Source organism: Fictibacillus nanhaiensis, assembly GCF_023715445.1.
In the GTDB taxonomy this organism is placed as follows: domain Bacteria; phylum Bacillota; class Bacilli; order Bacillales; family Fictibacillaceae; genus Fictibacillus; species Fictibacillus nanhaiensis_D.
Genome location: NZ_JAMBOD010000001.1, coordinates 1,419,509 through 1,440,595, shown reverse-complemented (window position 1 = coordinate 1,440,595; position 21,087 = coordinate 1,419,509). Strand labels below are relative to the sequence as shown.

Below are 21,087 nucleotides of genomic sequence, written 5' to 3'. Positions count from 1 at the left end.
GTTGCAGTACATACGCGGCGGTGTAAAAAGAATATCGATTAGTATCCAAGCTTTCCTTTACTAAATTAAGCCACTTAAGCAAAACTGAAAATCTATTAAAAATAATTAAATTTACATGAATTGGGGTTCATTCTATCCTTAAGTTATAAATAGAAATGGAATTTATTAGTGTACTAGAAAGGGATTGCTTTAATGGATTACGAGATGCAATTACTATTGCAAGAAATCAAAAGGTGCCGTCAAAAGATGTATGATCTCAGACCGAGCTCAAATGATTTTTCCGGTCCCGAACTTGTAAAACAAAGTCAGATGCTAGATAAGCTAATCTATTATTATCAAAAGAGTATGCTGGAGAAACAACAGAATGCTCTTTAGCTATTTCTATTGCTCTAATAAATATCTCATTAGTTGATCGAATTCTTTTGCTTCTGCTGTTAAGCCTCTTGTTAGGGGATAGAGTGTCCAAAAGTCCTGATAAACCAAATCTGGATTTTTAAAAGGAATGAGGGCTAAATTGCGATTTAGCACATCCACGTTCTTTTTAAATGTAAAGTTCAGCACGAAAGAAAAAGCATGACCGTCTAATATGGCAGATCTTAAAACTTCTATATTGTTCGATGAAAATAAAATTTGCTCGTTTTTTAAATACGTATCATTAAATGTTGTTCCGCCTTTTGAGTTGTATATGACCATTTTTTTATCGGTTAATTCCGCTGGGGTTAGAAATTCTTTATAGTACAGCGGAGACTTCTTTCCTGCACAAACACAGACATGGCCAGTATAGAGCGGTTCGTACCCAATTCCTTTTTCATGCTTCATAGAAGATAAATCATACTCAGTAAAAGAACTTAACCCGATATCAATGCTTCCATTCTTTATTTCTTCTAATATATGATCCTGATCGATTTCTTTGATCATGACGTTAACCCCAGGAAATTGTTCATGAAATAGGAGAAAGGCATCATACACCATATAGGTGAGTGCTGGTGCACAGCCTACTTTTAGTGTTAGTTTTTTTGCTTTTTGTTTAATAGAAAGCTCTTCCTGCAATTCATCCATTTTATGCAGGATTTCATAGGCTTTAGACACAATAGATTTTCCTTCAGCGGTCGGAATTGTGCCCTGCCTGGAACGCGTAAATATGGAGATGCCAAACTCTTTTTCTAGCTGTGTGATCGATTGACTGATCGCAGATGGGGAGAGATGTAGTTTGTCAGCAGCTTTTGTAATCGAACTTTCTTTTGCAACTTCAACAATGTATTTGATTTGTTCTAAATTCATACAAATTCTCCTTTGAGTTAAGCAGACATTAATGAAAAAGACGTTATATTCATTTTAGCTTAAAATACATAATTTGTGTGAAATGGAAATCTGAAACTAAATCATTTTGCAAATCGTCTAATAAATAAATAGGCAAAATATTCAGGAGGCAAAATGAAGCTTTTAAGTATATTAGTTGTGATTTCGTCGAGCTTTTTGTTTAACATAGGGGATAAGGATCATATGGACGTGAAGGAGTTTTCACCTCTCCCGATTGATCTGGCAACATCAGAACCTTATAGCAGAAAAGAAGCGATAGAGAAGAGCGATATTATCTGGGGTATTAAAAATCATAACATTGAACGTTTTCATGAGTTTATAAGAAATACTAGTAATAAAAAAGAAGATAAAATTCGAATTACAAGTTATTCAAAAGAAGGAGATCCGATATTCAAGGATCTTGTTTTTGACGGAGAAAAATATTACTATACGTACGATAATTCACATGATTGGTATGGCGGACGGGACAAAGGTATTTACAAAGATACATGTTCAGAAATTCTAGTCGAAGAAATGGCAGATCCTATTTTTGTATTAAATGGCTGTTCAAAGCAATTAGATACCATTGAATATTCTTTAATACAGTTAAAACAAGAAGAAATGCCCAAATAAGATTAACTTCTCGCGAGACACCATCCCGCGAGTTTTTCGAGTTTTGGAAAAATAACAGCCAAGTTTATTTATTGAAACCAAGCATTCGCCAACAGCTCAACAGCACCTTTAATTTCTTCCACAGAAAGCACCGCAAACCCCATTAATACCGTCTGATGATCACATCTGCCGTATGCAGAAACAGGATAGACCTTCATGCTGAATGCAGCCGCTTTTTCAACCAGTTCTTTTTCTGTCATCCCATTATTAGGCCGTACTAACAGATGAAGTCCTGAGTCCTGACCGATTATTTCAACAGAATTGGGAAAACACCTCGAAATTTCATAAACAAGTGCATCTCTTTTCTTTTGATAGACTACTTTCATGCGGTTTATATGCTTTTCCCAGTGTCTCTCTTTAATAAAACGCATTAAAATCTCCTGATCGATGCGTGAGACAGTTTGTGTATAAAAGAAATACTCAGTTTGATAGATTTTTAAAAGCCGCTTTGGAAGAATCATATAACTGATTCGTAAAGAGGGTATAAGAGCTTTTGAAAAAGTACTCATATAAATGACATTCTCATAAGAATCAAGGCCTTGAAGACCAGGAATCGGCTTTCCTTCGTATCGAAACTCACTGTCATAGTCATCTTCAATAATAAAGCGATCCTTTTTATTCTCAGCCCATTTCAACAACTGCAGGCGTCGTGCTATAGGCATGACCATACCACAAGGAAACTGATGGGACGGTGTTGCAAAAACAGCATTCGCACCGCTTTTTTCTAGTTCAGAGACGATTAATCCCCCTTCATCCAGCGGGATCATCTTTACTTTCTCATGCCTATTTTCAAATAAAACTAACTTTCTGTGGTAGCCAGGGTCCTCAACAGCAAACGTACTGCCATTCAATAGTTGAAAAAGGATTTTTATAAGATAAGGTGTTCCTCCTCCAATAACGATTTGGCTAGGTGAACAGCGTACCCCGCGGGATTCGTATACATATTTCGAGATCTCTTCACGAAGACCATACTCTCCTTGAGGATGGCCTAACAATAAAACCTCTTTATTCTCATGCCTGATCACTTCGCCAGCTATTTTTCGATATACCGAAAATGGAAAGGCATTTACTTCAATACCTGTATTGGTAAAATCATAGCGGTAAGGAGTATCCCTGTACTTTTTCTCTTTGACAGAAGGAATGTTTCTATTTATATCTAATTGTTTTTGATCGACTTCACATACAAAATAGCCTTTGCGGGAAATGGGTTCGATATAGCCCTCAGCAACCAGCTGGCTGGACGCAGATTCGATGGTGTTTTGGCTGATGTTCAGATGCTTGGCCAGTTTTCGTTTAGAAGGCAGTTTCGTTTGCTGGGGCAGGTTGCCATTCTGCACCTCTTGTTTTATAAAAAGATAGAGTTGAATATAAAGAGGCTTGTTGCTTTGCGTATCAAGCTTCGGTGTAATTTCAACCACAAAACTGACCCCCTTGTATTTTAAGAATCTGACACTTTTTATAGAGTCAGAACTTCATTATAATACCTCTATGCTTATCATTTTTTATTTGTAAAAGCAAGTTGCAGCTCAGGAGGTATGCTTCATGAAACGGTCTCGTCAAGTAGGTTTAATAATGATTATTAGCGGTGCTGCGCTGTGGGGAATCTCTGGTCCTATGATTCAATGGCTTTTTCAAAACACAGAACTGACATCAGCTGACTATTTAGTTGTCCGTCTAATAGCAGCGGGGATTATTCTATTAAGTTTTTTAATTTTCACTAAACAAGCGATCTTTGCTATATGGAAACATCCTAGTCAATGGATTCAGCTTATTATCTTTTCGGTTCTTGGCATGCTGGGAGCTCAATATGCGTTTATCGAAACGGTTTACATAAGTAATGCTGTAACGGCTACTTTGTTTCAGTTTCTTGGTCCTGTTTTTATTATGGTATGGATGGCGATCCTTAACAAAAGGTTACCTTCTGCTATGCAGTTCATCGCGTTGTTTGCAGCATTGGCAGGCGTTTTCTATTTGATCACAAACGGATCTGTGCAGGATATTGTATTATCAAAGAAAGCAATAATTTTTGGGGGATTAACAGCGCTCGGTTTTACGTTTTACACGCTGCATCCTGCCTCACTAATAAAGCGATGGGGGACATCCATTATTGTAGGGTGGGGGATGCTGATCGGAGGCGTCGTCTTATTTTTGGGGAATCCACAATTTAGCTCTTGGGGGAAGGCTGGTTCATTAACGGTTAGCACATTCTCCATGCTTCTCTTGATCATAATAAGCGGAACCGTTTCTTCGTTCTTTATATTGGAAGCTTAAAGTACTTGTCTGCGGTTGAAACTAGCCTGTTATCCAGTATTGAACCACTAGTGGCCGCTATCTTATCAATAACTTGGCTAAACGAAAGATTCGGTGGTTATCAGCTACTCGGTGGGGCATTTATTGTGATTGCTGTCGTCTTTTTAACAATTCCTGAAAAAGAATCATCCATCAATATTGAATTACAATAAAAATGTAAAAAAGAGTGACACCCAAAGTAAATATTGGGGTCACCTTTTTATCATTTTATTTCTTTTTTGTACCTACCATTCCGTAGTCTTGAATTTTAACGTTTACATTATATTCGATTGGAACCTTACTAAATTTTTGATCCCAATCTTTTTTTTCTTTTTCCCTAATGAATGAATCCATTTAAATAACTTTGAAATCCCATAGGGGACAATGAAAACTATGAATCCTTCTACAAAAACCATCACGTCTGGTATAAAGGAATAAATTTTGCTCAGCAATTTCATCCCCCCAGCTATTATTTTCTATCCTGACCATTCATCTATATTTTTTCCAGTTAACCAAAATATTATTTACTGCATACTAGTTCATTATTTACACAGGTTATCTAATATAGTTTTAAATGCACAATCTATCCCCAGTAGGTTAACAGGTTCAAAGCCAGGGTATATTTGTTAAAACAAGCTAGTTAGTTAGTAAATTTTTCTATAGCACCAAAAAGTATCGAAAAATTGCGAATTATAGAATATAAAGAAATGCCTGCAATAAAAATTGTTCATTTAGTGGAGGTTTATATGAGTATTTTTAGAAAAAAGAGTATTCCTGAATTAGTAGCTGCTTCTAAAACAGGAACAACGCTTAATAAAGAACTGGGTGTATGGGATTTGACGATGCTTGGTATCGGCGCCATCATCGGAACAGGGATTTTTGTTCTTACTGGCGCGGGTGCTCTTACAGCCGGTCCAGCACTTATTATTTCGTTTGTGATTGCCGGTTTAGCTTGTTTATTTGCGGCCCTATCCTACGCAGAATTCGCTTCAACCGTACCCGTTTCAGGGTCAGTATATACCTATACTTATGCAACATTGGGAGAATTTCTGGCTTGGATTATCGGCTGGGACTTAATCCTGGAATATCTCTTAGCAGTAAGTGCCGTTTCAGTCGGCTGGTCTGGTTATTTTCAATCGCTTTTAAAAGGATTTGGCATTAACATTCCAACTGCTTTCACTGCTGCTCCAGGAGCAGTACCAGGTGTGAATACTTATTTTAATCTTCCTGCATTTTTAATTGTTATGCTCATTACGATCTTGCTTTCAGTAGGGGTTAAGCAGTCTAAGCGAGTAAATAACATTATGGTTATCATTAAAGTAGCCGTTGTCATTCTGTTTATCGTTGTGGCTGTTGGTTACGTAAAACCCGCGAACTGGGCGCCGTTTACACCGTTTGGCATGGAAGGAATCTTTGCGGCTGCCGCTTTAGTGTTCTTCGCATTTATCGGTTTTGATGCGATTGCCTCTGCTGCAGAAGAAACAAGGAATCCGAACAAAGATCTGCCAAGAGGAATCATTTATTCCTTGCTAATCTGTACGTTCCTTTATGTGATCGTAACAGGAATTATGACAGGAGTCGTTCCTTATCCAGACTTCAAAGGAAATGAGGATCATCCGATTTCACTTGTGCTTCAAGTTGCGGGACAAAACTGGGTAGCCGGAATCGTAGACGTTGGGGCTATTCTAGGGATGACAACGGTAATGCTCGTCATGCTTTATGGACAAACTCGTGTATCCTATGCAATGTCACGTGACGGTCTTTTGCCAAAATTCTTTAGAACAGTTCATAAAAAGTACCGCACTCCTTATGGGTCAACATGGTTCTTTGGAATCGTGGCTGCACTTATGGGAGCGTTAATACCGCTGGATGAACTTGCGAAGCTCGTAAATATCGGAACATTGTCTGCCTTTGTGCTGGTTTCTATTGCCGTACTTGTTCTGAGAAAAACTCAGCCTGATCTTCCGCGTGCATTCCGCTGTCCGGGAGTACCTTGGATTCCGCTGCTTGCAATCCTATTTTGCGGATTCTTAATGCTTCAGCTCGATGCAGATACATGGGTACGTTTCATCATCTGGCTTGGAATAGGAAGTGCCATTTACTTCTTATATTCAAAGAGACATTCAAAACTAGAAAAAGAATAAATAACAAAAAGGAGACTTCCCGTAAGTCTCTTTTTTTATGGGAATTTTAGCTGAAATAAAGATTACTAATAAGAAATGGAGATATCATGATGATAGAAAAGAAGCGTCTAGAAAAGGCAGGATTTAAATTCGTTAATCATAAAGAATGTATGTACTTTTGGGAATATCATTAAAATAGTTGGATTTACCCTCTATTTTAAGGTTTCAAACAATTTTAAACGGGTATCCAAAGAGTGTTGTCCATATCTTGCCAAAAACAACTACGAACAGCACGTATTTCATAAGGAAAGGGAAGATGTATTATGAACCTTTCAAAAGGTGATTTGAATGGACACACTTTTTTAGCAAAACTTATTACTCAATATGCCTTAATTCATAGAAAAACGATTGGTCCTGCTGCGGATCATTACATCCAGCAGCTTGGATTGAGAACAGGTGAATGGATCGAGAGTTTTTATGATGATCCACTGCACTGGACGGTTGATCATTATGTTCATGTAATAGTGGATTTGAAGAACTCAATCGGCGGGCATTTTGAAATTGTCAGTGTGAATCCTGATCATGTAGTAGTTCGTGCAAAAGAGTGTCCTTTCGGGGAATTTGTTTCGGATGCCCCTCACTTATGCAAAATGACCTCTAGTGTATTCGGCGGTATTGCTGCACGAAAATTCGGTTATGGAAAAGTCTCGATGCGTAAAAGAATTGCCATAGGAGATCCAATCTGTGAAGTAGCGATATACTTTGAACCAGACGATGCTAGAGAAGAAGGGGATGTTTATGAAAATATCCCAAAAACTCCTAAACACGGAAATCCTTTCGCGTGGGAAGAAGAGACCATAACAATGCTTAATTATGAGCTGAAGAAAAGCGATGAAATGGTGATCAGTCTCTTAAAAGAATTAGAACAATTAAAACGAGAAAAATCTTAAACATGTAAAAACAGACTCCTAATAAGAGTCTGTTCTTTTTAGTTTATTTTTCCATAGCCAAAATCAGCTAGAGCTTGAAGCAAGTTGCCTTTTATCGTAATTTCACTAAAGTCCAGATTTAAGCTTATGGATGTTTGAGCGATTTCCGGACTTAATCCCGTTAACGTCGTTTTGACACCAAGGAGTTTTAACGTTGATACGAGCTGGAATATGCGGTGGGCTACCATCGTGTCGATATAACTGACTCCTGAGAGATCAATCACGAGTGATGTTATTTCGCTTTCTACACATTGCTGTAATGTAGATTCTAGTAACACTTTAGCTCGGTTCGTATCAACTTCACCAACAACAGGAAGAACAGCAACACCAGGGAACAAAGGTACGACAGGGACGGATAATTCTTGTAAAGAATGATGGAATTGTTCAGCCATTTCCCGATAGTTGTTCACATAAGATTTGCTGAAAGCCTGAACGGCATAATCAATCATTGGATTGATTGTAGTTGAAATGTTCAAAACTGATTCTGATGTCATTGCTTGCAAAGAACCTTCTTCTTTAATAAAATCCCATATTCCGGTGCGGTAGTAAGAAGTGCTTTCAATTGATTTATCTAGCGGTTCTCCTGAATGAACAGCAAGCATGCCGACCTTTTCGCCCCATTCAGTAATAGTATGTTTCGAGTCACCGATCGTGCCTGCAATCCCTTCGCCAAGTAAACGGATGAACTCTATAGATGTTACTAATTCCTGGTCATTCCCTCTATGATGAATCGGAACGTATGTCTCGCTATTGTGAATGCTCGATATGATCTTCTGTGCAATATGTTCTGCATTTTCCGTAATCTTTTTGCCAATTTCAATTTGGTCAAGTTTTTGCTTCATTTGAAGATCCATTTTTACTCCTACTATTTTTAGACGTTAATTTTATTGTAGCAAATACAATTCATACAGGTTTGAAAATACTGAAAAATTTTTAAAAGTATGTAATAAATGCAGAAAGTGACGATATACAGGATAGAAGCACAAAAAAAAACAGGCCTCTAAGAAAGAGACCTGTTATCTATTTAGGCAATTACGCCTTGCGTACGTTAGTAGCTTGAGGTCCGCGTTGACCTTGTTCAACTTCAAAAGTTACGTCTTGACCTTCATCTAATGACTTGAAACCTTCTGATTGGATAGCTGAGAAATGTACGAATACGTCGTCTCCACCTTCGCGCTCGATGAATCCGAAACCTTTTTCTGCGTTAAACCATTTAACTTTACCTTGTTCCATTTTTGTTGCCTCCTGTCGTGCCAATCCGCACAATAATACTATCCTTGCTCAAAAATATCAAGATAATCGGTTACCTGTTACAATCGAACAAAAATAATTCTTCCTAATCGTAACACTTTCATCATCAATACACAAGCGTAAGTGGCAACTGAATATTTTTAATTAACACATCAGCTTCTAAAAACGCCGGCAGAACAAGAAAGCGCATCATTAATTATATGATAAATTGGTAGTAACGATTCATAAAAATTGTAAAATCATTAATAAATAGTGATTTAGAACTAAAAATATTAAAGCATATATTCAGAGAAAGTGCCTTTCTGGTTTTAACTTCCTTTTATTCGTGGTACATTTAAAAAAACAAAAAAAATGGCGTGATGTTATGAATAAAAAGAAAGTTGTTGATCAATGGCAGCGTCCTCTTCGCGATTTGCGGATATCGGTAACCGATCAGTGCAATTTCCGATGTACGTACTGTATGCCTAAAGAAATATTTGGGCCAGATTATCCTTTTCTAACTTCGGAGGAGCTCTTGTCCTTTGATGAGATCGAACGGATGGCCACTCAGTTTGCAGTTGTCGGAGTAGAAAAAATTCGAATTACGGGTGGGGAACCCTTGTTGCGTAAAGGTCTTCCTGAACTCTTAAAAAGGCTGCGTACTATAGAAGGAATAAAGGATATCGCTTTAACAACCAATGGGGTTCTGCTTCCTAGGCTGGCGACTGAACTAAAAGAAGCGGGCATGGACAGGGTAACAGTTAGTCTTGATACACTTGATGATAAACTTTTTGGAAGTATTAACGGACGAGGAGTAGGAGTTCAGCCTATTCTAAAAGGAATTGAAGCTGCACACCAGGCTGGTCTTCAAGTGAAAATCAACATGATGATCAAAAAAGGAATCAATGATCAGGAGATTCTCCCAATGGCACGTTTTTTTAAAAATACACCTTATGTGCTTCGTTTTATTGAATATATGGATGTTGGGACATCAAACGGATGGAATTGGGATGAAGTCGTTTCAAAGGATCATATTCTCTCAGTAATTGATGAGGAGTTTCCTTTAGAGGCAGTAACTGGCCATTATTATGGTGAAGTAGCAAAAAGGTTTCGCTATAAAGATGGTCAGGGAGAGATCGGCATTATTTCATCTATTAGTGACACGTTTTGTTCGACATGTACTAGAGCGAGGCTTTCAGCTGACGGAAAAGTATACACGTGCTTGTTTGCTTCTTCTGGAACGGACTATAAAATGTTTATCCGTGACGGTGCTTCTGATCAGGAAATTTTTGAACGGATTATTCATACATGGAATAACAGAAAAGACCGCTATTCAGATGAAAGAAGAGAGCAAAGCGCAGCAGAGCGTAAAAAAATAGAGATGTCATATATCGGGGGCTGATTTATTCAGCTCCTTTTTATTTGGCTGTTTTCGCAAACGTTGTTATTGGTTGGTTGATTTCCGTTACAGGATGCTCGCTTTCCGCGGGGCGTGCGGTGAGCCTCCTCAGCGCTTTGCACCCTTAGAAGTCTCACCTATCCCGCTGCTCCCGCAGGAGTCTCGCACCTTGCACTCCAATCAACTTGTCAATGAAGAGATTGAACAAAATGAACCAAAAGCAACAGTCTTTTAGAAAAGAGCCTTTTATTTTGTTATTGAAGTTTGTTAATAACTATTTTATAATTACTTACATAAAGTAATTAAATGAAAATGGAAAGAAGGTTATTATTATGAAGCCTATTCATAAAGATACACATATCGGAAGTGTTACCTTGAAAGTAAGGAATCTGGAGAATCTTATTCAGTTTTATACGGAAACGATTGGTCTTAAAGTACTGTCCAATATAGAATCTCAAGCAATATTGACTGCTGACGGGACTGAGCCCTTGTTAATCTTAGAAGGAAACCCTGATCTAGAACAGCGGCCGGTTCGAAGTGCGGGATTGTATCACTTAGCGCTGCTTGTTCCAACGCGTAAAGATCTCGCAAATGTCCTTCAGCATTTTATTCAATCAAACACTCGCCTGGCAGGTGCATCCAACCATAAATTCAGTGAAGCCATTTATCTGCAGGATCCCGAAAACAACGGGATTGAAATTTATAGAGATGTGAAAAGGGAAGATTGGATTCGGGATGAAAGAGGGAAATTGCCTGCAGTCAGCGAACCATTAGATGTACATGGATTATTAGAAGAAGCTGGTTCAGAAGTTTGGAATGGACTGCCTGAACAGACGGTTATGGGTCATGTGCATCTAAACGTGATCAGTATTCCTGAAGCGGAAGAGTTTTATGTGAATGTGCTCGGTTTCGAAGAACAGACAAGAATGGCACATCATGCACTGTTCATCTCTGCAGGGGGGTATCATCACCATATTGCACTTAATATTTGGAACGGACCGAATGCAATTCCTGCACCTGCAGATGCAACTGGTCTCCTTCAATACGAAATCATTGTACCCTCTGCAGAGGTTCTTGATACTTTAAAACAAACACTTGAGCGTCATGACATAACATTTTCTGCTGAAAAAGAACGTTTATTCGTTCCAGATCCAGCAGGAAACGGAATTGTTATTAAATCTAAATAAAGTGAGTTTATGACAAGTTTATTTAAGGGAATATTTTAAGAACTGCACTTTAAAATTTGTCAGTAAAGAAGGGGTCATTATGAAGAAAACCACTTGGGTGAAGTTAACGGTCCTATTAGCTGCTGTTACCGGTTTGTTTGCACTCAATCACTTTGTTTTCAAAATTACCCCTATCTCTTTGCGTGACTGGGTGCTTTCGTTTGGATTGATTGCACCCATTATATATATTATTTTAAATGTGATTCGTCCGTTTACTCTATTTCCGATTTCAGTATTATCTCTCGCGGGTGGCCTAGCTTTTGGGGCGATTTGGGGCACCGTTTACACAGTTTTCAGTGGAACGCTGGGGGCGGTAATATCTTTTTATATCGCAAAACATCTTGGATCGCGATGGCTAAAAAAGAAAACGAATGCTGTTTCGAGGATTGAGAGATGGCAGAAACAATTGAAAGACAAAGGGTTCTTTTATATTTTGCTCCTCAGGATTATTCCGGTCTTGAATTTTGATCTGGTAAGCTATGTTGCAGGAATATCGAGATTGAAGCTCGGTTCGTATGTTTTCGCCACAATGTTAGGAGTTCTGCCTGGAACACTGGCATATAACCTGTTAGGGGACAGTTTTATAAAAGGAAATGGAACAACAATTGCTATCGCGGTATGTTTAGTTATATTAGTAGCATGCATTCCAATCCTGCTGAAAAATAAAAGCTCGATGCCTGGGCATACCCAAACCCAAAAAGAAGATAACGCATAAACCTTGCTATGAAAGCAAGGTTTTTTTATTTTTTTGTTCCTTGAAAAGCGGTCAATCTGAGCGTAATACTTGTTACTTATTAATAATTATTATAAATTAGTATTGACTTTAAATAAGTAATCAGTATAATAAAGATTGTTGAAAGAAATATGATAATGAAATTCATTATCATTTACAGATAAAAGGAGTGGAAGAAATTATGGCAGAACGAATGGTAGGCAAACCAGCACCTCGCTTTGAGATGGATGCTGTAATGCCGAACAAAGAAACGAAAAAAGTAAGTTTAGAAGAGAACATGAAAAACGAAAAATGGACAGTTCTTTTCTTTTATCCGATGGACTTTACGTTTGTATGTCCGACAGAAATCACAGCTTTATCTGAACGTTACGGTGAATTCGATGACTTAGATGCAGAAGTGATCGGTGTTTCAACAGACACGGTTCACACCCACCTAGCTTGGATCAATACAAACCGTGAAGATAACGGTCTCGGCGAACTGAACTATCCACTCGCGGCAGATACGAACCACCGTGTATCCCGTGACTATGGAGTTTTGATTGAAGAGGAAGGTGTCGCTTTACGTGGGTTGTTCATTATTAATCCTGAAGGCGAATTGATGTACCAGGTTGTATTCCATAACAACATTGGACGAGATGCTGACGAAACATTGCGTGTTTTACAAGCTTTACAAACAGGCGGACTTTGCCCGGCGAACTGGAAGCCTGGTCAAAAAACACTATAAGTTTAAAAAAGTTTGGCACACTCTTTGTTGTTAGTGGAAGTGGTTGATTTCCGCTCCAGGATGCTCGCTTTCCACGGGGCGTGCGGTGAGCCTCCTCGACGCTATGCGCCCTTAGGAGTCTCACCTGTCACACTGATCCCGTAGGACAAGGAAGGCTTCAACAGCGTTACATCGCACGAAGAAAATGTGATTTTCATTTTCGAGGAGTCTCGCACCTTGCGCTCCAATCAACTGACAACGAAGCATCTTTACAAAAACATCCAAAAAATATTTGAGAAAAAAGCAAAAAAATAAACAACTGTTTCTTTTTAACAAGTGGAGGGAATAAGAGATGAAATTACGTGAACAAATGCCAGAATTAGATGGTGCTTCAGCATGGCTGAACGAGGAAGTGAAGAAAGTAGATCTAGTAGGAGAAAAAGCGACATTGATTCATTTTTGGTCGGTAAGCTGTGGTCTTTGTAAAGAAGCAATGCCAGATGTGAACGAACTACGTGATGAGTATGAAGATGATCTAAACGTGGTTGCAGTCCACATGCCTCGTTCTGAAAACGATCTGGACATAAGTGTGATTGAACAGATGGCTATTGGACATGATATTACTCAACCGGTCTATGTAGACAGTGAGCACATACTGACAGATGCATTTGAAAATAAATATGTACCTGCATATTATGTGTTCGATAGAGAAGGAAAACTTCGTCACTTTCAAGCGGGGGGAAGCGGAATGGACATGCTTCGCAAACGCTTGAACCGTGTTTTAAATGAAGAAACAAAATAGGAGGTTATGTTTATGAATTCCATTCAAGATGTACTAAACAAACAAGTTGCCAACTGGAACGTGCTATTTGTGAAACTGCATAACTATCATTGGTATGTAAAAGGACCTCACTTTTTTACGCTTCATGAAAAATTTGAGGAACTTTACAATGAAGCAGCAACGAACATTGATGAACTCGCTGAACGTCTGCTCATTCTAAAGGGAACACCCGTAGCAACAATGAAAGAATATTTGGAGATGGCTACAATAGAAGAAGCGAAAGGCGGCGAAAAAGCAGAAGAGATGGTTCATAACGTAATAAATGATTTTGAGCTATTGATTTCCGAGATTAAAGAAGGTATGGAAGTAACCGAGCGCGAAGGCGATGAAGTTACACATGATATGCTGCTTTCAGTTCGTGAAAGCCTGGCAAAGCATAACTGGATGCTTCGTGCTTTCGTGAGTTAAAACCAAAAGGGTGACTTCGGTCGCCCTTTTTTTTGTCTAAATCTATCAAAAAATTATAATTATTCTGCAATTTTATTTAACGTTATGCTAAACTATAAAATAGTAATTAAATTCCATTAAGGAGGAAAACCATGAAAAAGGGGATCGCGTTATTTTTCGTATTACTTCTTGCTTTCTCATTGGCCGCATGCGGACAAAAGATTGACACTCCATCTGAAAAAGAGAAATCAGGAGAAAGTCCTGCTCTAAATCTTGATCGAATCAGTATTGTTACAGGTGGAACGGGCGGTACATACTATCCACTCGGTGGAGAAATGGGAAAAATTATCGGTGATGAGTTAGACGTAGAAGCGAACTCACAAGCATCGGGTGCTTCGGTTGAAAACATGCAGCTTATACAAGATGGAGATGCTGATATAGCATTTACGCAGACAGATATTGCAAGTTACGCTGCTGAAGGCAAGGAAATGTTTAAAGAGAAAGTAGATCAAATCGCAGGAATCGGTACACTATATCCTGAGACCATTCAAATTGTTACGCTTAAAGACAGCGGTATTAAAAGTGTTGAAGATCTAAAAGGGAAAAAAGTTTCAGTAGGGGCGCCAGGAAGTGGAACATTCGCTAACGCAGAACAAATCTTGAAGATTCATGGTATGACGATGGAAGATATTACAGCTCAGCATCTTTCATTTGATGAGTCTACTGAAGGGATTCAGGATGGAAACATTCAAGCTGCATTTATTACAGCAGGTACACCAACAGGGGCTGTTGATGCATTATCGGCTACAAAACCAGTAACTATTGTACCGATCGCTGATGATAAGATTAAAGAGCTTATTGAAGCTTATCCGTACTACATTGAGGATACGGTGAAAAGCGGAACATATAAATTAGAAGCAGACGTGAAAACGGTAGCGGTTCTATCCATGCTGACTGTTCGTAAAGATATGGAAGAAGAAGCAGTATACCAGATCACAAAAGCAATCTTTGAGAACACAGATAAGATCAGTCACGCAAAAGGAGAGCTCATCTCTGCTGAAAAGGCTGTAGAGGGAATGGGGATTGACTTCCACCCAGGAGCTAAAAAGTACTTTGAAGAAAAAGGAATCTTAAAATAAGAGGGTGTAATCATGGACTAAAGGAATTAATCTTTAGTCCATGTATTCTTATGAAGCGCGTATTTGGAATCATTTTGATCGTAAGTGTCCTCGCTGCCGCAAGCATGTATCCTGCTTTTTGGGGGGTTGTTATAGAAGATGGTGAGACAGGGCAACGGTTAGCTTTTCTGAACGTAAGGCCTGATGAAGAATTTAAGATCAAATACATACACTCGATTCATCGAACGCCAGTACTAGAAACCTATCATACGAATGGGGAAGGAACTATTATTCAGACTGAAATGCGTTTTGAGGAATTTGGAGTAGGGATGCCTTCTGGGGTAACAGGAACTGAGATCTTCACACAAAAAGACGGCACTTATATCTTGTCTAACATGAACCGGACTTTTCCTTCACTAGATATTCGAACCGGACAAATCATCGCCGATCACACGCTTCTGTATGATGGACATGAGTATCCCTTCTCTAGCTTTAGTGAAAAAGGGTCTTGGGTTCGAATAAAGACAGAGAAGTTAAATGTATGGCAATGGTTGAATGGAGGGGAAAAACTTGGATAACAATAACCAAATACAACGTGAACAACTATCAGATCAAGCCGTACAGGAACTGATGGAAAAATATGATCCTGAAGCAGGTTTCAGGAAATTAAATGGTACTCTTTATTGGATTACATTGATTGGTCTAGTTGCTTTTTCTTTATTCCAGCTATATACAGCTATTTTCGGTGTTTTGCCTGCACAGCTGCAACGGACAATTCACTTAGGTTTTGCACTTACTTTGATCTTTTTATTATTTCCAGCATCTAAAAAGAAAAAAGAAAAGAAGCCGCTTTTTCAGGTCGCTTGGTATGACATGATTCTCGCTGCTTTATCCATAGCAGTCGGATCGTATTGGTACATATTTATGGACGATCTTGTTATGAGGATTGGAAGACTCACCACTCAAGATTTTATCATTGGCCTAATAGCTATCCTTCTTGTTTTAGAAGCAACAAGACGTGTAGTAGGGCTCCCGATTACAATTATTGCAAGCCTGTTCTTGCTATACGCATATCTAGGGCCATTTATGCCAGGATTTTTAGAGCATAAAGGATTAAGCATCGAACGTATTGTAAGAACAATGTTTTTTACAACAGAAGGTATTCTTGGTACTCCTTTAGCTGTTTCGTCAACTTATATCTTCTTGTTCCTCTTATTTGGAGCGTTTCTTGTTAAAACAGGAGTTGGAGAGTATTTCAATGACTTATCAATCGTGATTGCAGGAAGACGTGTTGGTGGACCTGCTAAGGTAGCCATTTTCTCAAGTGCTCTTCAAGGTACAATAAGTGGAAGCTCAGTTGCTAACGTTGTAACATCAGGTGCTTTTACGATCCCAATGATGAAACGTTTAGGTTATGATAAAAACTTTGCAGGCGCTGTTGAAGCTGCTTCTTCTACAGGGGGTCAGATCATGCCGCCGGTTATGGGTGCAGCAGCGTTCCTCATGGTTGAATTCATTGGGGGCGGCATCACATATTGGGATATCGCAAAAGCTGCTACTATCCCTGCGATTCTTTATTTCGCGGGAATCTGGATCATGACCCACTTTGAAGCAAAACGAATTGGTCTTAGAGGGCTTTCACGGGAAGAGATGCCTGAAACAAAAAGAGTCATCAAACAAATTTACTTATTGATTCCGATTTTCGTGGTTATTTTTCTCTTAATGAGCGGGATGAGTGTAACGAAAGCGGCGCTGTGGTCGATCGTAAGTGCGATCGCGGTTGGCATGCTCAATAAGCAAACTCGAATGGGACCGAAGCTTTTTGTTGAAGCATTAGCCGATGGTGCCAGGACTGCTCTTGGCGTCGCTGCAGCTACAGCAGCTGCAGGTATGATCGTTGGTGTTGTAACAGTTACAGGTGTCGGCCTTAAGATGGCGAATGGCTTGCTTGAACTTTCAGGCGGATACTTAATTCCAACATTGATTTTAACGATGATCGCGTCGCTCGTACTTGGTATGGGATCACCAACAACAGCTAACTATGTTATTACCTCTACCATTGCGGCACCTGCTATTCTATTATTCGGGGTTCCTGATCTTTCGGCGCACATGTTCGTGTTCTATTTTGGCATTATTGCTGATATTACGCCTCCGGTTGCACTTGCAGCATTCGCAGCAGCTGGTGTTTCAGGTGGGGAACCCATACGAACCGGTATCATATCGTCGAAGCTTGCCATTGCTGCGTTTATTATTCCGTACATTTTCGTTATCTCACCTCAGCTTATGCTGATCGATACGACGTGGTCTGAGGCCATTTGGGTTATTTCAACTGCTTTTGTAGGAATGATCGCAATCGGTGCGGGAATGATCGGTTATTGGATGCGTCCCCTTAATTTGCTGGAAAGAGCAGCAGCTGTAATTATTGGTTTCTTGCTGATCTATCCAGAGGGTATATACAGTGCGATTGGCCTAGCGGCATTTGCTCTTATGCTAGCCAGCCAATACTGGTTGTTGAAAAAAGACAACTCGCAAGCACCATCTTCGCCAGCGGTATAGCGGTTTACAAGCTCAAAGGCAAAGGCCTTTGAGCTTTTTTGTGCAGAGAAATTTTTTTATTATTCTGTGGGTTCTATTGATTGTGGAAATAAAAATGGCAAGAAGTAACTGACCGCGAAGGCGATGAAGTTACACATGATATGCTGCTTTCAGTTCGTGAAAGCCTTGCAAAACATAACTGGATGCTTCGAGCCTTCGTAAGCTAGTCAATCTATATAAAAGGCTGTTTTCGCAATTTTTTTTGCTCTTGTAAGTGGTTGATTTCCGCTACAGGATGCTCGCTTTCCGCGGGGCGTGCGGTGAGCCACCTTAGCGCTTTGCACCTGCTGTGTCTCACCTGTCCCGCAGCTCCCGCAGGAGTCTCGCACCTTCCACTCCAATCAACTTGTCAATGAAGAGAGGTAACAAAGTACTTAAAAAAACAATAATCTTTTAAAAGAGCCAAATAGAATGAAGCCCCGATTTGCAATTTACAATTTCGGGGCTTTGTTTTTGTTTATTTATTTACAAGTTCATATTCAAGTTCTGCTTCTTTAATATAAGCAATCGGCATTAAAATTTCTTGAGGCTGAAACGGTTTTAATGGTTCACCTTTTTCCAATAAAAGAGGAAGGTCAGGATTGGCGAGAGCTCCTGTTCCAATGCTAATTAAATCTGCTTGCCCATTTTTTATAATAGTTTCGGCTTTTTCGAAGTCATGCAGCATTCCGTTCGCTATTACAGTCTTTCCCTTTCCAAAAGCTTTTGCTGCTTCAGCTAATGATTTTGTTCCTTCCCCAAAGCCTGGTGCAGATCCGTCTTTGTCCGTTACGTGAATATAATCAATGTCTGTTTTGCCAAGTGTTGAGAAAATCAAAGCGGCATCATTTTCCCCATTTGCCCATTTGTATATCTGATCGGATACCTTCCCTTGCGAGATACGGACTCCAACTGTGAAGTCTGGCCCTGTTGTTTTTCTTACCGCCTCAATTACTCTTACAAAAAGATTCAATCCTTTTTCAATTGAAGGACCATAATCGTCATTGCGGTTATTCAAGTAATCCGTCAAAAATTCATCGAGTAAATATCCGTTTGCTCCGTGAATCTCAACACCATCGAAACCAGCTTTCTTAGCATTAACTGCTGCTGCTTCAAATGCATGGATGACTTGCTCGATATCCTTCGCGTCCATCGCTTTTGGTGTTTTATAAGGTCCAGAACTATGGTAAAAGCCTAATTGTTCTCCTTTAGGTGCAGTGCTGGAAGGGCCGACCGTTGTTTCGGTATAGGCATTTGCTTGACTTTGACCACCGGCATGCATCAACTGGGCAATCATTTTTGCTCCGTTGTTTTTCACGGCACTTACGACGTCTTTCCACGCCTCAACGTGCTCCTCTGAAGCAAGCCCTGGCTGGTTTCTGTATCCTTGACTGTATAATCTATCAATGTAAATTCCCTCAGAGATAATAGCGGCAAAACCGCCTTTAGCGAAACGCTCATAATAGCGGGTCATCGTATCGTTTGCAGAGCCATTTTCCTCCGCGCTGATTCGTGTCATTGGAGCGACCAAATATCTGTTTTTTAATGAAAGAGGACCAAGTGTGTAAGAAGAAAATACATGTTTAGTCATGTTGCTTAATACCTCCTAAAAGTAAGTTGATAATTTTTGTTTTGTAAAGGGTAACATACGGTCTATCTAAATCTCAAATAATTTGCATTTTGCCACGGCTGTCTTTTATTTTCCTCTTATTTGTATGAAATATTTACAGAGTGTACAAGATTGTAAAGTTGAAGAGGATTCATTTATGATACAATCATTGGGAATGTGTTTTTATAAAGGAGAGAAATCTACATGATTACTGTTACTAACGTTGGTCTTCGCTACGGCGACCGCAAGCTGTTTGAAGACGTTAATATAAAGTTCACACCAGGAAACTGCTATGGTTTGATCGGTGCGAACGGTGCGGGGAAATCTACGTTTTTGAAAATTTTATCTGGTGAGATTGAGGCGCAAACGGGTGACGTTCACATGACTCCGGGCGAGCGTTTAGCGGTTCTAAAGCAGAACCACTTTGAGTACGAAGATCAAGAGGTTATGCAGACTGTTATTATGGGTCACGCCCGTCTTTATGAAGTGATGCAGGAGAAGGACGCAATCTACATGAAAGCTGACTTTTCTGATGAAGACGGGATGCGTGCTGCTGAACTTGAAGGTGAGTTTGCGGAGCTTAATGGTTGGGAAGCTGAATCTGAAGCGGCTATCCTTTTAAAAGGTCTTGGTATTAAAGAGGATCTTCACACGAAGAAACTAGCTGAACTAACAGGTTCTGAAAAAGTTAAAGTCTTACTAGCACAAGCTCTTTTCGGCAAGCCGGATGTTCTATTGCTGGATGAGCCTACGAACAACTTGGATCTTCAAGCGATTCAATGGCTGGAAGAGTTCCTTATCAACTTCGAGAACACTGTTATCGTTGTATCCCATGACCGTCACTTCTTAAACAAAGTATGTACGCACATGGCTGACCTTGATTTTGGAAAAATTACGATCTATGTCGGAAACTACGATTTCTGGTACGAGTCTTCGCAGTTAGCTCTTAGAATGGCACAGGATCAAAATAAGAAAAAAGAAGAGAAGATTAAAGAATTACAGGCGTTCGTTGCCCGATTTAGTGCAAATGCATCTAAATCTAAGCAAGCAACATCACGTAAGAAGCTTCTTGATAAGATCTCACTTGATGATATCAAGCCTTCTTCTCGAAAGTATCCGTACGTTCATTTTGGCATAAACCGTGAGATCGGAAACGATCTTCTTCGTGTTGAAGGATTAACAAAAACAATTGACGGCGTAAAAGTTCTTGATAATGTAAGTTTTGTTATGAATAAAGACGACAAGATTGCTTTTGTCGGTAAAGAAGAAATAGCGATCTCAACATTGTTTAAAATTTTAATGGGTGAGATGGAAGCGGACAGCGGCACATACAAGTGGGGTGTAACGACTTCGCAAGCATTCTTCCCGCGCGATAACTCCAAGTATTTCGAAGGCAATGAGCCGACACTTGTTGAGTGGCTGCGTCAATATTCTCCAGAAGATCAAACGGAAAGCTTCCTTCGCGGATTCCTAGGCCGTATGCTCTTCTCTGGTGAGGAAGTAATGAAGAAACCATCTGTATTGTCTGGTGGAGAGAAAGTACGCTGCATGCTTTCTAAGATGATGTTAAGCGGATCAAACGTATTGATTCTTGATGACCCGACGAACCACTTGGATCTTGAGTCCATCACAGCATTAAACAACGGTTTAATCAGCTACAAAGGTTCATTGATGTTCACGTCACATGACCATCAGTTCGTACAAACAATCGCGAACCGTATCATCGAAATCACACCTAAAGGGATTATCGATAAGGAAATGCCATATGATGAGTACTTGGCAAACGAAGATTTGAAAAAACAGCGTCAATTGATGTATCAATAATTTTATGTGGAAGGAGTGTTAAGTCTGAAATAGATTTGGCACTTCTTTTTTTCACTGTCAGAAAGTATAAC

Annotated in this window: 19 protein-coding genes and 2 pseudogenes; 15 read left to right on the top strand and 6 right to left on the bottom strand. The window is 39.5% G+C overall.

Annotated features, from left to right (window positions below; translation table 11 throughout):
- The first annotated feature begins 192 nt into the window (after nt 1-192).
- Nucleotides 193-375, top strand: coding sequence for an aspartyl-phosphate phosphatase Spo0E family protein (locus tag M3196_RS07440; RefSeq protein WP_251321585.1), 183 nt, complete (start codon nt 193-195; stop codon nt 373-375).
- A 6-nt stretch (nt 376-381) separates the two neighbouring features.
- Here M3196_RS07440 and M3196_RS07435 read toward each other — a convergent pair whose 3' ends face one another.
- On the bottom strand, nt 382-1,281 hold the full coding sequence (locus tag M3196_RS07435) for a LysR family transcriptional regulator (RefSeq protein WP_251321584.1): 900 nt from the start codon (nt 1,279-1,281) through the stop codon (nt 382-384).
- A 153-nt stretch (nt 1,282-1,434) separates the two neighbouring features.
- Here M3196_RS07435 and M3196_RS07430 point away from each other — a divergent pair, with 153 nt between their 5' ends.
- The gene (locus tag M3196_RS07430) at nt 1,435-1,932 is read left to right on the top strand and encodes a DUF4362 domain-containing protein (protein WP_251321583.1); all 498 of its coding nucleotides are present in this window, start codon (nt 1,435-1,437) and stop codon (nt 1,930-1,932) included.
- A gap of 68 nt (nt 1,933-2,000) precedes the next feature.
- On the opposite strand, the gene M3196_RS07425 is transcribed toward M3196_RS07430, so the two are convergent.
- Nucleotides 2,001-3,389, bottom strand: a complete 1,389-nt coding sequence (locus tag M3196_RS07425; RefSeq protein ID WP_251321582.1) for a PLP-dependent aminotransferase family protein — start codon at nt 3,387-3,389, stop codon at nt 2,001-2,003.
- A gap of 124 nt (nt 3,390-3,513) precedes the next feature.
- Between M3196_RS07425 and M3196_RS07420 the strand changes: the two are divergent.
- Nucleotides 3,514-4,433, top strand: a pseudogene (locus M3196_RS07420) (DMT family transporter).
- A gap of 55 nt (nt 4,434-4,488) precedes the next feature.
- On the opposite strand, the pseudogene M3196_RS22095 reads toward M3196_RS07420, so the two are convergent.
- Nucleotides 4,489-4,596 (bottom strand): annotated as a pseudogene (locus tag M3196_RS22095) (Ger(x)C family spore germination C-terminal domain-containing protein); the annotation flags it as partial.
- A 410-nt stretch (nt 4,597-5,006) separates the two neighbouring features.
- Here M3196_RS22095 and M3196_RS07410 point away from each other — a divergent pair.
- A complete protein-coding gene (locus M3196_RS07410) occupies nt 5,007-6,404 on the top strand; it encodes an amino acid permease (protein WP_276531257.1) in 1,398 nt (465 codons plus the stop codon).
- Between the two features lie 302 nt (nt 6,405-6,706).
- A complete protein-coding gene (locus M3196_RS07405) occupies nt 6,707-7,333 on the top strand; it encodes a methanogen output domain 1-containing protein (RefSeq protein WP_251321580.1) in 627 nt (208 codons plus the stop codon).
- A gap of 38 nt (nt 7,334-7,371) precedes the next feature.
- On the opposite strand, the gene M3196_RS07400 is transcribed toward M3196_RS07405, so the two are convergent.
- Together M3196_RS07400 and M3196_RS07395 are read right to left on the bottom strand one after the other, a co-directional pair.
- Nucleotides 7,372-8,226, bottom strand: a complete 855-nt coding sequence (locus M3196_RS07400) for an STAS domain-containing protein (protein WP_251321579.1) — start codon at nt 8,224-8,226, stop codon at nt 7,372-7,374.
- Nucleotides 8,227-8,404: 178 nt separating this feature from the next.
- Nucleotides 8,405-8,605 (bottom strand): cold-shock protein, encoded by a 201-nt coding sequence (locus M3196_RS07395; RefSeq protein ID WP_066292711.1) that lies wholly within the window; start codon nt 8,603-8,605, stop codon nt 8,405-8,407.
- A gap of 382 nt (nt 8,606-8,987) precedes the next feature.
- On the opposite strand from M3196_RS07395, the gene moaA reads away from it, so the two are divergent.
- The 9 genes from moaA to M3196_RS07350 all read left to right on the top strand — a co-directional run bounded on the left by moaA (nt 8,988) and on the right by M3196_RS07350 (nt 17,565).
- Nucleotides 8,988-10,004 carry a GTP 3',8-cyclase MoaA gene (gene moaA, locus M3196_RS07390; protein WP_251321578.1) on the top strand — a complete coding sequence of 339 codons (1,017 nt, stop codon included), beginning with the start codon at nt 8,988-8,990 and terminating at the stop codon, nt 10,002-10,004.
- Between the two features lie 329 nt (nt 10,005-10,333).
- On the top strand, nt 10,334-11,188 hold the full coding sequence (locus M3196_RS07385; RefSeq protein ID WP_251321577.1) for a VOC family protein: 855 nt from the start codon (nt 10,334-10,336) through the stop codon (nt 11,186-11,188).
- Nucleotides 11,189-11,267: 79 nt separating this feature from the next.
- Nucleotides 11,268-11,942 carry a TVP38/TMEM64 family protein gene (locus M3196_RS07380; RefSeq protein ID WP_251321576.1) on the top strand — a complete coding sequence of 225 codons (675 nt, stop codon included), beginning with the start codon at nt 11,268-11,270 and terminating at the stop codon, nt 11,940-11,942.
- 199 nt (nt 11,943-12,141) lie between these two features.
- Nucleotides 12,142-12,684 carry a peroxiredoxin gene (locus M3196_RS07375; RefSeq protein ID WP_251321575.1) on the top strand — a complete coding sequence of 181 codons (543 nt, stop codon included), beginning with the start codon at nt 12,142-12,144 and terminating at the stop codon, nt 12,682-12,684.
- 331 nt (nt 12,685-13,015) lie between these two features.
- Complete coding sequence (locus M3196_RS07370; RefSeq protein ID WP_251321574.1) at nt 13,016-13,465, top strand: TlpA family protein disulfide reductase; 450 nt, start codon at nt 13,016-13,018, stop codon at nt 13,463-13,465.
- Between the two features lie 6 nt (nt 13,466-13,471).
- Complete coding sequence (locus M3196_RS07365) at nt 13,472-13,912, top strand: Dps family protein (RefSeq protein ID WP_425310979.1); 441 nt, start codon at nt 13,472-13,474, stop codon at nt 13,910-13,912.
- Nucleotides 13,913-14,043: 131 nt separating this feature from the next.
- Nucleotides 14,044-15,030, top strand: coding sequence for a TAXI family TRAP transporter solute-binding subunit (locus tag M3196_RS07360; RefSeq protein ID WP_251321572.1), 987 nt, complete (start codon nt 14,044-14,046; stop codon nt 15,028-15,030).
- Between the two features lie 50 nt (nt 15,031-15,080).
- Nucleotides 15,081-15,587 (top strand): DUF1850 domain-containing protein, encoded by a 507-nt coding sequence (locus tag M3196_RS07355; protein ID WP_251321571.1) that lies wholly within the window; start codon nt 15,081-15,083, stop codon nt 15,585-15,587.
- Nucleotides 15,588-15,639: 52 nt separating this feature from the next.
- Nucleotides 15,640-17,565 (top strand): TRAP transporter permease, encoded by a 1,926-nt coding sequence (locus tag M3196_RS07350; protein WP_251321749.1) that lies wholly within the window; start codon nt 15,640-15,642, stop codon nt 17,563-17,565.
- A gap of 496 nt (nt 17,566-18,061) precedes the next feature.
- Here M3196_RS07350 and M3196_RS07345 read toward each other — a convergent pair whose 3' ends face one another.
- Nucleotides 18,062-19,174, bottom strand: a complete 1,113-nt coding sequence (locus tag M3196_RS07345; RefSeq protein WP_251321570.1) for an NADH:flavin oxidoreductase — start codon at nt 19,172-19,174, stop codon at nt 18,062-18,064.
- A 222-nt stretch (nt 19,175-19,396) separates the two neighbouring features.
- On the opposite strand from M3196_RS07345, the gene M3196_RS07340 reads away from it, so the two are divergent.
- Nucleotides 19,397-21,016 (top strand): ABC-F family ATP-binding cassette domain-containing protein, encoded by a 1,620-nt coding sequence (locus M3196_RS07340; protein ID WP_251321569.1) that lies wholly within the window; start codon nt 19,397-19,399, stop codon nt 21,014-21,016.
- The last annotated feature ends 71 nt before the right edge of the window (nt 21,017-21,087 follow it).

What these genes read in the sequence shown, in the direction of transcription:
- M3196_RS07440 (WP_251321585.1), top strand. Translation starts at nt 193, where the DNA reads ATGGATTACGAGATGCAATTACTATTGCAAGAAATCAAAAGGTGCCGT.
- M3196_RS07435 (WP_251321584.1), bottom strand. Translation starts at nt 1,281, where the DNA reads ATGAATTTAGAACAAATCAAATACATTGTTGAAGTTGCAAAAGAAAGT.
- M3196_RS07430 (WP_251321583.1), top strand. Translation starts at nt 1,435, where the DNA reads ATGAAGCTTTTAAGTATATTAGTTGTGATTTCGTCGAGCTTTTTGTTT.
- M3196_RS07410 (WP_276531257.1), top strand. Translation starts at nt 5,007, where the DNA reads ATGAGTATTTTTAGAAAAAAGAGTATTCCTGAATTAGTAGCTGCTTCT.
- M3196_RS07405 (WP_251321580.1), top strand. Translation starts at nt 6,707, where the DNA reads ATGAACCTTTCAAAAGGTGATTTGAATGGACACACTTTTTTAGCAAAA.
- M3196_RS07400 (WP_251321579.1), bottom strand. Translation starts at nt 8,226, where the DNA reads ATGGATCTTCAAATGAAGCAAAAACTTGACCAAATTGAAATTGGCAAA.
- M3196_RS07395 (WP_066292711.1), bottom strand. Translation starts at nt 8,605, where the DNA reads ATGGAACAAGGTAAAGTTAAATGGTTTAACGCAGAAAAAGGTTTCGGA.
- moaA (WP_251321578.1), top strand. Translation starts at nt 8,988, where the DNA reads ATGAATAAAAAGAAAGTTGTTGATCAATGGCAGCGTCCTCTTCGCGAT.
- M3196_RS07385 (WP_251321577.1), top strand. Translation starts at nt 10,334, where the DNA reads ATGAAGCCTATTCATAAAGATACACATATCGGAAGTGTTACCTTGAAA.
- M3196_RS07380 (WP_251321576.1), top strand. Translation starts at nt 11,268, where the DNA reads ATGAAGAAAACCACTTGGGTGAAGTTAACGGTCCTATTAGCTGCTGTT.
- M3196_RS07375 (WP_251321575.1), top strand. Translation starts at nt 12,142, where the DNA reads ATGGCAGAACGAATGGTAGGCAAACCAGCACCTCGCTTTGAGATGGAT.
- M3196_RS07370 (WP_251321574.1), top strand. Translation starts at nt 13,016, where the DNA reads ATGAAATTACGTGAACAAATGCCAGAATTAGATGGTGCTTCAGCATGG.
- M3196_RS07365 (WP_425310979.1), top strand. Translation starts at nt 13,472, where the DNA reads ATGTTTATGAATTCCATTCAAGATGTACTAAACAAACAAGTTGCCAAC.
- M3196_RS07360 (WP_251321572.1), top strand. Translation starts at nt 14,044, where the DNA reads ATGAAAAAGGGGATCGCGTTATTTTTCGTATTACTTCTTGCTTTCTCA.
- M3196_RS07355 (WP_251321571.1), top strand. Translation starts at nt 15,081, where the DNA reads ATGAAGCGCGTATTTGGAATCATTTTGATCGTAAGTGTCCTCGCTGCC.
- M3196_RS07350 (WP_251321749.1), top strand. Translation starts at nt 15,640, where the DNA reads ATGGAAAAATATGATCCTGAAGCAGGTTTCAGGAAATTAAATGGTACT.
- M3196_RS07345 (WP_251321570.1), bottom strand. Translation starts at nt 19,174, where the DNA reads ATGACTAAACATGTATTTTCTTCTTACACACTTGGTCCTCTTTCATTA.
- M3196_RS07340 (WP_251321569.1), top strand. Translation starts at nt 19,397, where the DNA reads ATGATTACTGTTACTAACGTTGGTCTTCGCTACGGCGACCGCAAGCTG.